The sequence below is a fragment of the Pantoea sp. X-Soil-TKNS-1211 genome (assembly GCF_059730495.1).
Map to the genome: position 1 here is coordinate 1,271,467 of NZ_AP035953.1, position 12,704 is coordinate 1,284,170.

The window sequence follows — 12,704 nt, forward strand, 5'->3', positions numbered from 1 at the left end:
TCCTGAACTTAACCCACGACCAGGTTAAGCAGTTTGCCGGGGACATAAATCACTTTACGAATGGTGACGCCTTCCAGATATTTCGCCACCAGATGCTCCTGCGCGGCACGCGCCTGCACCTGCTCCTGAGTGGCATCGGGCGCAACGGTGATTTTACCGCGCACTTTGCCGTTAACCTGAACCACCACCAGCAGTGAATCTTCAACCATAGCCGCTTCGTCCGCGACCGGCCAGTTGGCATCATCGATGCTGCCTTCACCGCCCAGCGCTTCCCACAAGGCGTAGCTGGTGTGCGGTGTGAACGGATACAGCAGACGGGTGACGGCAACCAACGCTTCCTGCAACAGCGCGCGATCCTGCTCGCTCTCCTGCGGTGCGCGGATCAGCTTATTCATCAGCTCCATGATTGCTGCAATCGCGGTGTTGAAGGTCTGACGACGACCAATATCATCCGCCACTTTGGCGATGGTTTTGTGCAAATCGCGACGCAGTGCTTTCTGATCGTCGTTCAGGGCGTTCACATCCAGCGCGACGGTCGCACCTTTGGCTACGTGATCGTAAGCCAGCTTCCAGACACGTTTCAGGAAGCGGTTCGCACCTTCCACGCCTGATTCCTGCCACTCCAGCGTCATTTCTGCCGGGGAAGCAAACATCATAAACAGACGCACAGTATCGGCACCGTAACGTTCTACCATCAACTGTGGGTCAATGCCGTTGTTTTTCGACTTTGACATTTTGCTCATGCCAGCGTAAATCACTTCACGGCCCTGATTGTCGATGGCTTTTACGATACGACCTTTGTCATCGCGCTCGACGTTGACGTCAACCGGGGAAACCCAGTTACGCTCACCGTTGGCACCGACGTAGTAGAAGGCATCCGCCAGCACCATACCCTGGCACAGCAGGCGCTTGGCAGGCTCGTCAGAGTTCACCAGGCCCGCATCACGCAACAGCTTGTGATAGAAGCGGAAGTACATCAGGTGCATGATGGCGTGTTCGATACCGCCAACATACTGATCGACCGGCAGCCAGTAGTTGGCAGCAGCCGGGTCCAGCATACCTTCGTTGTAGTTGGCACAGGTGTAGCGTGCGTAGTACCAGGATGACTCCATAAAGGTGTCGAAGGTGTCGGTTTCACGCAGCGCAGGCTGGCCGTTAACGGTGGTTTTGGCCCACTCTGGATCCGCTTTGATCGGGCTGGTAATGCCGTCCATCACCACATCTTCCGGCAGGATCACCGGCAGATGGTCTTCCGGGGTTGGCATCACGGTGCCATCTTCAAGCGTGACCATCGGGATCGGTGCGCCCCAGTAACGCTGACGGGAAACCCCCCAGTCGCGCAGACGGTAGTTAACTTTACGTACGCCGACGCCTTTAGCGGTCAGTGCATCGGCGATGGCGTTAAAGCCCGCCTGATGGTCGAGACCATCATAGTCGCCGGAGTTGAACAGGGTGCCTTTTTCGGTCATCGCGGCAGCACTCAGATCGGGAGCGGTGCCATCGAGGTTGAGGATAACCGGTTTGATCGCCAGATCGTATTTAGTGGCAAATTCCCAGTCGCGTTGGTCATGGCCTGGAACCGCCATCACTGCACCGGTGCCGTACTCCATCAGGACGAAGTTGGCGACCCATACCGGGATCTCTTCACCGGTCAGCGGATGGATGGCATGCAGGCCGGTGGCCATGCCTTTTTTCTCCATCGTCGCCATATCGGCTTCTGCCACTTTGGTGTTGCGGCATTCGTCAATGAAATCCACCAGCGCCGGATTGCTGGCTGCGGCCTGCTGCGCTAAAGGGTGACCTGCGGCGACAGCGACATAGGTCGCGCCCATAAAGGTGTCCGGGCGGGTGGTGTAGACCGTCACTTTCTCGTCGCTGTTGGCAACGTTGAAGGTGATTTCCACGCCTTCAGAACGGCCAATCCAGTTGCGTTGCATGGTTTTGACCTGCTCAGGCCAGTCTTCCAGCTTGTCGAGGTCGTTCAGCAACTCTTCAGCGTAGTCAGTGATTTTTACGAACCACTGGGGGATCTCTTTACGCTCAACTTTGGTATCACAGCGCCAGCAGCAACCGTCGATAACTTGCTCGTTAGCCAGAACGGTCAGGTCATTCGGGCACCAGTTAACCGCTGAGGTCTTCTTGTAAACCAGACCTTTTTCATAGAGTTTGGTGAAGAACCACTGTTCCCAGCGATAGTATTCCGGCTGGCAGGTTGCCAGTTCACGGCTCCAGTCATAGCCAAAACCCAGCAGTTTGAGCTGGTTTTTCATGTACTGGATGTTGTCGTAAGTCCAGGGAGCGGGAGCGGTGTTATTTTTGACCGCCGCGCCTTCAGCCGGCAGACCAAATGCATCCCAGCCAATAGGTTGCAGCACGTTTTTGCCCAGCATACGCTGATAACGGGCAATTACATCACCGATGGTGTAGTTACGCACATGGCCCATGTGCAGGCGGCCGGAAGGATAGGGCAGCATAGAGAGGCAGTAGTATTTCTCTTTGCCTTCCTGCTCGGTCACTTTAAAGGTTTCATTTTCGTCCCAGTGCTGCTGGACGCGGGATTCTATCTCTTCCGGGCGGTATTGCTCTTGCATGGCTGCCTGTGGTCCTTAATGGATATCGCTCTAAGCGTACTTTTAGATCCGCATAGCATACCCATAAGGCTGCCCCTCAACAACACTTCACGCCTTTGCCCCAGCGATTTCTGCCGAATGCGCCGCCACATTCACCCTTTTGTGATTTCTTCAGTTGGTACCCCTGCCAATGACTAAACTTAGTCAGAGCATCCGCAGCAGAAAGGAGAACAAAATGAATAACGTGGCGCAGGTCTATCGTGCGACGGTAGCGGCATTAACCCAACGGCTGGAGCGGGGCGAGCGAGATATCGATGCGCTGGTCGCCAGCGCCCGCCTGCGCCTGTTGGCGCAGCAGAATTTGACCTCGGCGGAGGTCGATGAAGTGATGCGTGCGGTACGGCGGGATTTACAGGAGTTTGCGCTCAGCTATGAAGAATCTTCCGATGCGCTGGGTGACTCGGTCTTTATGCGGGTGATCCGTGAAAGTATCTGGAAGGAGCTGGCTGATATCACCGATAAGAGTCAACTGGAGTGGCGTGAGGTGTTTCAGGATCTGCGCCATCACGGCGTCTATCAAAGTGGCGAAGTGGTGGGGCTGGGGAATCTGGTGTGCGAGAAGTGTCATTTTACCCGTGCCATTTATACCCCGGAGACATTAACCCGTTGCCCGGAATGTGGGCACGATCAGTTCCAGCGTCAGCCGTTTGAACCCTGATCCTATGTCTTAGCGGCGCGATTTATCGCGCAATTCCGTGCGCGTTGCCGGAAAAAACGCGTGATAAATCGTGCCGCTACGGGTTATGCGTTAATGCAGGATCTTCGCCAGGAAGTCTTTGGCGCGGTCTGACTGCGGATTGTTAAAGAAGTCATCTTTGTTGGTGTCTTCAACAATCTTGCCTTCGTCCATAAAGATCACGCGGTTGGCCACTTTGCGCGCAAAGCCCATCTCGTGGGTAACCACCATCATGGTCATGCCTTCCTGTGCCAGTTCCACCATCACGTCCAGTACTTCGTTGATCATTTCCGGATCGAGTGCCGATGTCGGCTCATCGAACAGCATCGCCACCGGGTCCATGCACAGCGCGCGAGCGATCGCCACACGCTGCTGCTGGCCGCCGGAGAGCTGGCCGGGAAACTTGTTAGCATGCGCGGATAAACCGACACGTGCCAGCAGCTTCAGACCTTTTTCACGCGCTGCCTGCTTATCACGCTTCAGTACTTTTACCTGCGCCAGCGTCAGGTTGTCGACGATGCTGAGATGCGGAAACAGTTCAAAATGCTGGAACACCATGCCGACTTTGCTGCGTAATTGCGCGAGGTTGGTTTTCTTGTCATTGACTTCAATGCCCGTCACCTGAATGCTGCCCTGCTGGATGGGTTCCAGACCGTTTACCGTTTTGATCAGCGTCGATTTACCCGAGCCGGACGGACCGCATACCACCACGACCTCACCGGTTTTCACCTCGGTGGAGCAGTCGGTCAGCACCTGAAAGTGCCCATACCACTTAGATACATTTTTCAGGCTAATCATTTAAACCGTCCTTTTTCTTTTCAGATAGCTAACCAACAACGAAGCGCTCAGGCTGATCACAAAGTAGACCAGACCAGCAAACAAAATCATTTCTACCTGGGTTCCGTCACGCTCACCAATGGTGGACGCGGTACGGAAGAAATCTGCCAGGCTGAGTACGTACACCAGCGAGGTATCCTGAAACAGGACAATCCCCTGGGTCAGCAACAGCGGCACCATCGCACGAAACGCCTGCGGCAGGATGATGTACTGCATGGATTGCCAGTGGGTCATACCCAGCGCCAGTGCAGCACTGGACTGCCCACGGGCGATACTGATGATGCCGGCGCGGATAATCTCCGAGTAGTAGGCGGCCTCAAACAGCGAAAACGCCACCATCGCAGAAATCAGGCGAATATCGGTCTTTGGTGACAATCCCAGCACCTGCTGCAGAAAACTCGGCACCACCAGGTAGAACCATAGCAGTACCATGACCAGTGGCACTGAGCGGAACAGGTTGACATACAGTTTGGCAAACCAGCGAACGGGCGCGAAAGAGGAGAGCCGCATCACGGCGAGCAGGGTGCCCCAGATGATGCCGAACACCACCGCAGTTAGCGTGATTTTGAGCGTAATCACCATACCGTTCAGCAGGTAGGGCAGGCTGGGAGGAATCGAACTCCAGTCGAAATCGTACATTATTTCCCTCCCATATTGCCGGGCAGACGTACTTTGCGCTCCACCAGACTCATCAGCAGCATAATCACCAGGTTGATACCAATATAAGCCAGGGTGATGGCGGTGAAAGATTCATAGGCGTGCGCCGAGTAATCCAGCAACTTACCCGCCTGCGCGGCCATATCCACCAGGCCAATGGTGGAGGCGATGGCGGAGTTCTTCACCAGGTTAAGCATTTCCGAGGTCATCGGCGGTACAATCACGCGATACGCATTCGGCAGCAGCACGTAGCGATAGGTTTGCGGCAGCGTCAGCCCCATCGCCAGGCCCGCGTTTTTCTGCCCATGCGGCAGCGACTGAATCGCGGCCCGGACCTGTTCACTCACGCGGGCGCCGGTGAACAGTCCGAGGCACACCATCGAAGAGGTGAAAAACTGGATATTGGGATCCAATTCCGCTTTAAACCACATTCCGAGTTTCTCTCCGACCAGTTCCGGGGCCACCAGATACCAGAAGAAGAACTGCACAATCAGCGGAATATTACGAAATAACTCCACGTAGCAGGTGCCAAGCGTCGATAAAATCCGATTAGGCACGGTACGCAGAATGCCGAAGAAGGAACCTACAAAGAAAGCGATAATCCAGGCACAGCAGGAGACAGCGATGGTCACCTGAAATCCGGACCACAGCCAGCCGAGGTAGGTCGTATTGCCGAACGGGGCCTGTTGTAAAAAGATGCCCCAGTTCCAGTCGATACCCATAACAAGCTCCGGTAAAAAAAGGGTAACTTATACCTGTAGGGTATAAGTTACCCGGAAGATTGATGAACGGTGTCTTGTTTATTCTTCTCAGGGGAACGACCTGAGAGAGTCTGTCTGTCCGCACCGCGTTTTCAGCAATCGAGCGGGCAGCGATGCCGCCCTTGTTGTCGTTGTTAGTTTAGTGCTTTATCGTTCGGTGATTTGAACAGCGCTTTCATGTCGTCTGACAGTTCAAAGTTCATGTTCAGATTTTTTGGCGGAATCGGCTGTTTAAACCAGGTATCAAACCATTTAGCGGCGTCGCCTGAGGTTTGTGCTTTTACGATGGTATCGTCAACCAGCTTTTTAAATTCCGGGTCATCTTTACGCATCATACAGCCGTAGGCTTCTTTTGATTGCGGTGTGCCGACGATCTCCCAGTCACCTGGTTTCTTCGCTTTCGCACGTTCACCCGCCAGCAGTGCATCATCCATCATAAAGGCAACGGCGCGACCGGTTTCCAGCGTACGGAATGAATCACCGTGGTCTTTGGCGCTGATGATGCGCATGTCCATTTTTTTCTCGTCATTCAGCTTATGCAGCAGAACTTCAGAGGTGGTGCCTGAGGTCACCACTACGGTTTTGTCTTTCAGATCGGCGAAATCATGAATCGGGCCACCTTTTTTCACCAGCAAACGTGTACCGATGACAAAAATGGTGTCAGAGAAGGCTGCCTGCTGCTGGCGTTCCAGATTATTGGTGGTTGAACCACATTCAAAATCAAAAGTTCCGTTTTGCAACAATGGGATACGATTCTGTGAGGTAATCGGCAGCATTTTAATTTGCAGATCAGGTTTGTTCAGTTTGGCTTTAATCGCCGCAACAATCGCGTTGGAGTAGTCTTGAGAATAGCCAACGACTTTTTGCTGGTTGTCGTAATAAGAAAAGGGAACTGAGGATTCACGGTGACCAACGACAATTACACCGCTGTCGTTAATTTTTTTCAGCGTACCCGTGAGATCTTCCGCCTGGGCCGTTCCCGCTGCTGCACCTAACAGCAGAAGAGATAATGCCACTTTGCGCATCTGCATGTTCCAACTCCTTCGTGTGAATGTTGCGCAGCACATTTACTACGCATATTTGTGATGTTGTGTGTATTTCCTGCTGCTTTTCTGGTTATCCCCGCACACAATGGCGCGCAGTTCAGGATTAACATAGCGAATTGTTAACACAATGAAACGGAGAAGTTTCTTTTTTGCGAGCCGTGCCGCACCAATAAAAAGCAAAACTCTCCCTCTGCGCAAAAATAGTGCGCATCGGTGCGTCTTAATGGTGCAAAACAAATGGCATTGTGCTGACAAAAGCCTGTGTTTGCGAAAAACACTGAAATAAATAGCAATGATCGTGCCAAAGCATTTCATTTGTATGAAAAGCCAGCAGAGAATCTGGAAAAGCGGAAAGAAGAGAGCAAAAAAAAGCGAAGGGTGAGCTTCGCTTTCTACAGGCATTAACGGCGACGGCGTATCAGGGCCAGTACGATACCCAGTAAAGTCAGTCCCCACACCGGCCAGATACCTGCTGCGGCGTAAGGCGTCTTCCCTGTGGTTGGCGTTACTTTTGCTGTCAGCACATCACGCGTGAACTGGGGTAGCATCTTCTCAACATCACCGTTGGCGTTAACCACCGCCGTTACACCATTGTTGGTATCACGCAGCAGCGGACGGCCCAGCTCCAGCGCCCGCATTCTGGCCATCTGGAAATGCTGCCACGGGCCAATGGAGTGGCCAAACCAGGCATCGTTCGAGACGGTGAGCAGGAAGTTGGTATCCTGACGGAAATTGGCGCGTACCTGTTCTCCAAGTACGATTTCATAGCAGATGGCGGTGGTCAGATTATAGCCCGCAGCTTTCAACTGTGGCTGAATATAAGCCCCACGGCTGAACGATGACATCGGCAAATCGAAAAACGGTGCCAGTGGTCGAAGCAACTCTTCCAGCGGTACAAACTCGCCAAACGGCACCAGATGGTTCTTCTGATAGCGATTTTGGCTTTGATAGCTATAAGGTTGTTCCCCGCCCAGCACAATCACTGAGTTGTAATCGTGGTAACGGTTGTCACCTTCCAGACGTGAATCGACGATACCGGTAATCAGCGAGCTACCACGTGCACGTAACTCTTCATCCAACGCGCGCAGGAACGGTTGCTGATTACTTTCCAGGTCGGTAATCGCCGATTCCGGCCAGATGATGATCGGGGCTTTACCCATCCACGGCTGGCTCAGGGAAGTGTAGACGCGTAGCGTATTCAGCAACTGTTGTGGATCCCACTTCATCGATTGCGGAATGTTGCCCTGTACCATCGCCACATCAACGCTGCGCTCTGGCAGCGGTTGATACCACTGCAACATGCGTAACGGCCACGGCAGCAGCAGTAGGAGTACGGCAGCGATCAGGCTTTTCACATTACGTTGATGCAGCGCATACACCAGCAGGCCAGCAATGATCATCAACAGGAAGGTAATGGTTTCTACCCCTGCCAGCGGGGCCAAACCTTTCAGCGGGCCGTCAATTTGGCTGTAGCCAAACTGGAGCCACGGAAAGCCGGTGAGGATCCAACCGCGCAGGAACTCGGTGATTTGCCATAACGCCGGTGCCGCCACCGCCAGACGCCATAGCGTAACGCGCGGCCACAGACGATTAAGCAGGATGGCAAACAACATTGGGTAGAGCGACAAATACGCTGCCAGCAACACCACCAGGAAAACGTTAACCGGCCCCGGCATGCCGCCAAAGGTCGCGATGCTGACGTACACCCAGTTGATACCGCTGCCGAACAGGCCAAAAGCCCAGACGAAGCCAATTGCGGCAGCCTGTGTGGTGCGACGGTCCAGTAACAGCAGTTGCAGACCGCACAGCGAAATCAGTGCGGCGGGCCAGAAATCATACGGGGAAAAGGAAAGGGTGCCGATGGCACCCGTAATTAATGCCAGCAGCAGGCGAACCCGCTGCCGCGAGTAAAGAGAGGCTAAAGCCATAAAGTTATTCGTCATCCAGTTGAGGGAGCGGCGAGTCTTCCGGAATTTTTACATGTACCTGGATGATACGGCGGCTGTCAGCCATGGCGACCTTGAATTGGTAACCATCAATTTCAATGCTTTCACCGCGCGCGGGAAGGTGGCCGAATCCCTGCATCACCAGACCGCCAATGGTATCCACTTCGTCATCGCTGAAGCCGGTACCGAACACTTCGTTGAAGTCTTCAATTGGCGTCAGCGCACGCACTGTGTAGGTGTGGCGGTTTAACTGACGAATATCGCGATCTTCTTCATCGTCGTATTCGTCTTCAATTTCCCCGACGATCAGTTCGAGGATGTCCTCAATGGTCACCAGACCCGACACGCCGCCAAACTCATCAATCACAATCGCCATATGGTAGCGCTGTGAGCGGAACTCCTTCAGCATGCGATCCACACGCTTACTTTCTGGTACCACGACCGCAGTGCGTAGTACTTTCTCCATGCTGAACGGTTCTGAGGCGCTGCTCATAAAGGGCAGCAGATCCTTCGCCATCAGAATGCCTTCAACGTGGTCTTTATCTTCGCTGATCACTGGGAAGCGGGAGTGGGCCGATTCAATGATCACCGCCAGGCACTCTTCGAGGCTCTGGTTACGTTTCAGGGTAATCATCTGGGAACGTGGGATCATGATGTCGCGCACGCGTTGTTCGGCAATATCCAGCACCCCTTCCAGCATGTCACGGGTGTCCTGGTCGATCAGTTCTTTTTGCTCAGAATCGCGGATCAGCCCCAGCAGTTCGTCACGGTTTTTCGGTTCACCGTGGAACAGTTGGTTGATTAGCAGGGAAAAAAATCCCTTTTTACTACTGGGTGCGTCGCTGTTTTGAGAATGGTCGTCGCTCATGGCGTTTTTATTTAGTTCTCTCTGGTGAGGGAAGGAAACTGCCGGCATCCGCGCCAGCAGCATAATGACCTGAGCCAGTGGCTCAGGCGTCTTCTTTCTCCGAAATGTACGGGTCCGGATAACCAAGGGCAAGCATTATCTCGGTCTCCAGCGCTTCCATTTCTTCGGCTTCATCGTCTTCGATATGGTCGTAGCCCAGCAGGTGCAGTGTACCGTGTACCACCATATGCGCCCAGTGGGCTTCCAGGGTTTTCCCTTGCTCGACGGCCTCTTGCTCCACCACCTGGCGGCAAATGATCAGGTCGCCAAGCAACGGTAGCTCAATGCAGGGCGGGGCTTCGAACGGGAAAGAGAGCACGTTGGTCGGCTTGTCTTTACCTCGATAAGTCAGATTTAGCTCATGACTTTCCGCCTCATCGACCAGGCGAATCGTCACTTCGCTCTCTGGCTGAAATGGGGTGACGGCAGCTTCCAGCCAACGCTGGAAAGTGGCTTCGTCAGGTAAACCCTGGCTGTCGGCACAGGCGAGTTGTAGATCAAGAATCACCGCGCTCATGAAGGCTCCTGCGGGCTGGGTTGGGCGGCGGCAAGCGCGTCACGTTTGCGCTCTTCGGCCTGTTTATCACGGCGCTTCTGGTCTGCTTCTTCCCAGGCTTCATAGGCGATAACGATGCGCGCCACGACCGGATGGCGTACCACGTCTTCGCTGTGGAAGAAGTTAAAGCTCAGCTCATCAACTTCCGACAACACCTCAATCGCATGGCGCAGACCCGATTTGGTGTGGCGCGGCAGGTCAATCTGCGTCACGTCACCGGTAATGACCGCTTTCGAGTTAAAACCAATACGCGTCAGGAACATCTTCATCTGCTCGATGGTGGTGTTCTGGCTCTCATCAAGGATGATAAAGGCGTCATTCAGTGTACGGCCACGCATATAGGCCAGCGGTGCGACTTCAATGACGTTGCGTTCCATCAGCTTCTCAACCCGTTCAAAGCCGAGCATCTCAAACAATGCATCGTAGAGTGGGCGCAGATAAGGATCGACTTTCTGGCTGAGATCGCCCGGCAGGAAGCCAAGCTTTTCTCCGGCTTCCACCGCCGGACGAGTCAGCAGAATACGACGAATTTCCTGGCGCTCCAGCGCATCGACCGCCGCGGCGACCGCCAGATAGGTTTTACCGGTACCGGCCGGGCCGATACCAAAGGTGATGTCGTGATCGAGAATATTGGCGATGTACTGCGCCTGGTTGGGCGTACGCGGTTTAATGACACCGCGCTTGGTCTTGATATTGACCGCCTTGCCGTACTCCGGCACGCTTTCCGCGCTCTGCTCCAGCACGCGACTCTCTTTAATCGCTAAGTGGATTTGCTCGGGTTCAATGTCCTGGAACTGACCGCGTACTGGTGCCGTATCAACATACAGGCTACGCAGAATGTCCGCAGCTGCATTAACGCACAGCGTGCGGCCCACCAGTTTAAATTGGTTGTCACGGCGGTTGATTTCGATTCCCAGACGCCGTTCCAGTTGTTTCACATTGTCATCAAACGGGCCGCACAGGCTGAGCAGTCGGCGGTTATCTACCGGTTCAAGGGCGATTTCACGAGTTTCGATATTCAAATGAATCCTTTGGGTCACTCAGGGCCAGTTGAAAAAGTGTATCCGACGCGTGGCAGCAAGGCCCAGCGCATCATGACGGAATTATTTATGGGGCAACGCCTGGGCGCAAGCTTCAGGGGAGATATTTGGGCAGCACTGCCAGAATGCAAGTGCTGCCTGAGGTAACAGACGACAGCGTTTTGTGCGCTGTCGCTCAAAGGTCGGGGTTTCAAGGCTGGAACAGACCTACGCCAATTTCGTTCTCTTTACGCGTACGCGCAATCACCGACGCCGGGCTTTCCACCACACGCAGGCCCATCTCGCCTTCGGTACGCACCACTTTGCCACGCAGCGAGTTGGTATAAACATCGACGATTTCCACATCAACAAATTTACCAATCATGCTGACGGAACCTTCGAAGTTCACCACGCGGTTGTTAGCCGTACGGCCTGACAGCTCCATCACGTTTTTACGTGAGGTGCCTTCTACCAGGATACGCTGTACGCTGCCCAACATGCGGCGGCTAATGCCCATTGCCTGCTGGTTGATACGATCCTGTAGGATGTACAGACGCTGCTTCTTCTCTTCCTCGGGCACATCGTCCGGCAGGTCTGCTGCTGGTGTACCTGGGCGTGCAGAGTAAATAAAGCTGAAGCTCATATCGAAATTGATATCGCCAATCAGCTTCATGGTCTGTTCAAAATCTTGCTGGGTTTCACCAGGGAAGCCGATGATAAAGTCAGAGCTGATTTCAATATCCGGACGCGCCACGCGCAATTTACGGATGATCGCTTTGTACTCCAGCGCCGTGTGCGCACGCTTCATCAGCGTCAGAATACGGTCAGCGCCGCTCTGTACCGGCAGATGCAGGAAGCTGACCAACTCCGGCGTATCACGGTACACATCAATGATATCGTCGGTGAATTCAATCGGGTGGCTGGTGGTGAAACGAATACGGTCAATGCCGTCAATCGCCGCGACCAGACGTAGCAACTCGGCAAAAGTGCAGAAATCGCCGTCAAAGGTTGCGCCACGATAAGCGTTGACGTTTTGCCCCAGCAGGTTGACTTCACGTACGCCCTGAGCCGCCAGCTGCGCGATCTCCAGCAGAATGTCGTCACTCGGACGGCTCACTTCTTCGCCGCGGGTGTAAGGCACCACACAGAAGGTGCAGTACTTGTTGCAACCTTCCATGATGGAAACAAACGCGGTCGGACCTTCTGCGCGCGGTTCCGGCAGGCGGTCAAATTTCTCGATTTCCGGGAAGCTGATGTCGACGATTGGGCTTTTGCTGCCACGTACCGTGTTGATCATTTCCGGCAGGCGATGCAGGGTTTGCGGACCAAATACAATATCGACGCAGGGTGCGCGCTGGCGAATATGGTCGCCTTCCTGAGACGCGACGCAGCCGCCCACGCCAATGATCAGGTCAGGATTGTGCTCTTTCAGCTTTTTCCAGCGTCCTAACTGATGGAAAACCTTCTCCTGCGCCTTCTCACGGATAGAACACGTGTTAAGCAGCAGAACGTCTGCCTCTTCGGCTTCCTCAGTCAGGGTGTAGCCGTGGGTGCTGTTGAGCAGGTCAGCCATCTTCGATGAATCATACTCATTCATCTGACAGCCCCAGGTTTTGATATGCAGTTTTTTGGTCATCGGACTAGCCATTAATTCAGTGCAGGTGAGTGC

The 12,704-nt window shown here is 54.0% G+C and carries 11 protein-coding genes; 1 reads left to right on the forward strand and 10 read right to left on the reverse strand.

Annotated features, from left to right (window positions below; genetic code table 11):
- Window positions 1-8: 8 nt before the first annotated feature.
- The gene (leuS, locus tag AC6I8W_RS06040) at window positions 9-2,591 is read right to left on the reverse strand and encodes a leucine--tRNA ligase (protein ID WP_497837382.1); all 2,583 of its coding nucleotides are present in this window, start codon (window positions 2,589-2,591) and stop codon (window positions 9-11) included.
- Window positions 2,592-2,805: 214 nt separating this feature from the next.
- Between leuS and AC6I8W_RS06045 the strand changes: the two genes are divergently transcribed.
- The gene (locus tag AC6I8W_RS06045; RefSeq protein WP_480371510.1) at window positions 2,806-3,288 is read left to right on the forward strand and encodes a zinc ribbon-containing protein; all 483 of its coding nucleotides are present in this window, start codon (window positions 2,806-2,808) and stop codon (window positions 3,286-3,288) included.
- A 90-nt stretch (window positions 3,289-3,378) separates the two neighbouring features.
- Here the strand turns inward: AC6I8W_RS06045 and AC6I8W_RS06050 are convergent, their stop codons facing one another.
- The 9 genes from AC6I8W_RS06050 to miaB all read right to left on the reverse strand — a co-directional run bounded on the left by AC6I8W_RS06050 (window position 3,379) and on the right by miaB (window position 12,671).
- Complete coding sequence (locus AC6I8W_RS06050) at window positions 3,379-4,104, reverse strand: amino acid ABC transporter ATP-binding protein (RefSeq protein ID WP_497837383.1); 726 nt, start codon at window positions 4,102-4,104, stop codon at window positions 3,379-3,381.
- Window positions 4,105-4,782 (reverse strand): glutamate/aspartate ABC transporter permease GltK, encoded by a 678-nt coding sequence (gene gltK, locus AC6I8W_RS06055; protein WP_497837384.1) that lies wholly within the window; start codon window positions 4,780-4,782, stop codon window positions 4,105-4,107. It lies immediately after the preceding gene.
- Complete coding sequence (locus tag AC6I8W_RS06060; RefSeq protein WP_497837385.1) at window positions 4,782-5,522, reverse strand: amino acid ABC transporter permease; 741 nt, start codon at window positions 5,520-5,522, stop codon at window positions 4,782-4,784. Before AC6I8W_RS06060 ends, gltK begins: the two co-directional genes overlap by 1 nt.
- A gap of 173 nt (window positions 5,523-5,695) precedes the next feature.
- On the reverse strand, window positions 5,696-6,592 hold the full coding sequence (locus AC6I8W_RS06065; protein ID WP_497837386.1) for an amino acid ABC transporter substrate-binding protein: 897 nt from the start codon (window positions 6,590-6,592) through the stop codon (window positions 5,696-5,698).
- A 416-nt stretch (window positions 6,593-7,008) separates the two neighbouring features.
- Entirely contained in the window at window positions 7,009-8,535 is a 1,527-nt protein-coding gene (lnt, locus tag AC6I8W_RS06070; protein WP_497837387.1) for an apolipoprotein N-acyltransferase, read from the reverse strand.
- A 4-nt stretch (window positions 8,536-8,539) separates the two neighbouring features.
- Window positions 8,540-9,421: a CNNM family magnesium/cobalt transport protein CorC gene (corC, locus tag AC6I8W_RS06075; RefSeq protein WP_480369373.1), complete on the reverse strand. Its 882-nt coding sequence runs from the start codon at window positions 9,419-9,421 to the stop codon at window positions 8,540-8,542.
- Between the two features lie 82 nt (window positions 9,422-9,503).
- Window positions 9,504-9,977, reverse strand: coding sequence for an rRNA maturation RNase YbeY (gene ybeY / locus AC6I8W_RS06080; RefSeq protein WP_497837388.1), 474 nt, complete (start codon window positions 9,975-9,977; stop codon window positions 9,504-9,506).
- On the reverse strand, window positions 9,974-11,038 hold the full coding sequence (locus AC6I8W_RS06085) for a PhoH family protein (RefSeq protein ID WP_497837389.1): 1,065 nt from the start codon (window positions 11,036-11,038) through the stop codon (window positions 9,974-9,976). Before AC6I8W_RS06085 ends, ybeY begins: the two co-directional genes overlap by 4 nt.
- 208 nt (window positions 11,039-11,246) lie before the next feature.
- Window positions 11,247-12,671, reverse strand: a complete 1,425-nt coding sequence (gene miaB, locus AC6I8W_RS06090; RefSeq protein WP_497837390.1) for a tRNA (N6-isopentenyl adenosine(37)-C2)-methylthiotransferase MiaB — start codon at window positions 12,669-12,671, stop codon at window positions 11,247-11,249.
- Window positions 12,672-12,704: the final 33 nt, after the last annotated feature.

What these genes read in the sequence shown, in the direction of transcription:
- leuS (WP_497837382.1), bottom strand. Translation starts at nt 2,591, where the DNA reads ATGCAAGAGCAATACCGCCCGGAAGAGATAGAATCCCGCGTCCAGCAG.
- AC6I8W_RS06045 (WP_480371510.1), top strand. Translation starts at nt 2,806, where the DNA reads ATGAATAACGTGGCGCAGGTCTATCGTGCGACGGTAGCGGCATTAACC.
- AC6I8W_RS06050 (WP_497837383.1), bottom strand. Translation starts at nt 4,104, where the DNA reads ATGATTAGCCTGAAAAATGTATCTAAGTGGTATGGGCACTTTCAGGTG.
- gltK (WP_497837384.1), bottom strand. Translation starts at nt 4,782, where the DNA reads ATGTACGATTTCGACTGGAGTTCGATTCCTCCCAGCCTGCCCTACCTG.
- AC6I8W_RS06060 (WP_497837385.1), bottom strand. Translation starts at nt 5,522, where the DNA reads ATGGGTATCGACTGGAACTGGGGCATCTTTTTACAACAGGCCCCGTTC.
- AC6I8W_RS06065 (WP_497837386.1), bottom strand. Translation starts at nt 6,592, where the DNA reads ATGCAGATGCGCAAAGTGGCATTATCTCTTCTGCTGTTAGGTGCAGCA.
- lnt (WP_497837387.1), bottom strand. Translation starts at nt 8,535, where the DNA reads ATGGCTTTAGCCTCTCTTTACTCGCGGCAGCGGGTTCGCCTGCTGCTG.
- corC (WP_480369373.1), bottom strand. Translation starts at nt 9,421, where the DNA reads ATGAGCGACGACCATTCTCAAAACAGCGACGCACCCAGTAGTAAAAAG.
- ybeY (WP_497837388.1), bottom strand. Translation starts at nt 9,977, where the DNA reads ATGAGCGCGGTGATTCTTGATCTACAACTCGCCTGTGCCGACAGCCAG.
- miaB (WP_497837390.1), bottom strand. Translation starts at nt 12,671, where the DNA reads ATGACCAAAAAACTGCATATCAAAACCTGGGGCTGTCAGATGAATGAG.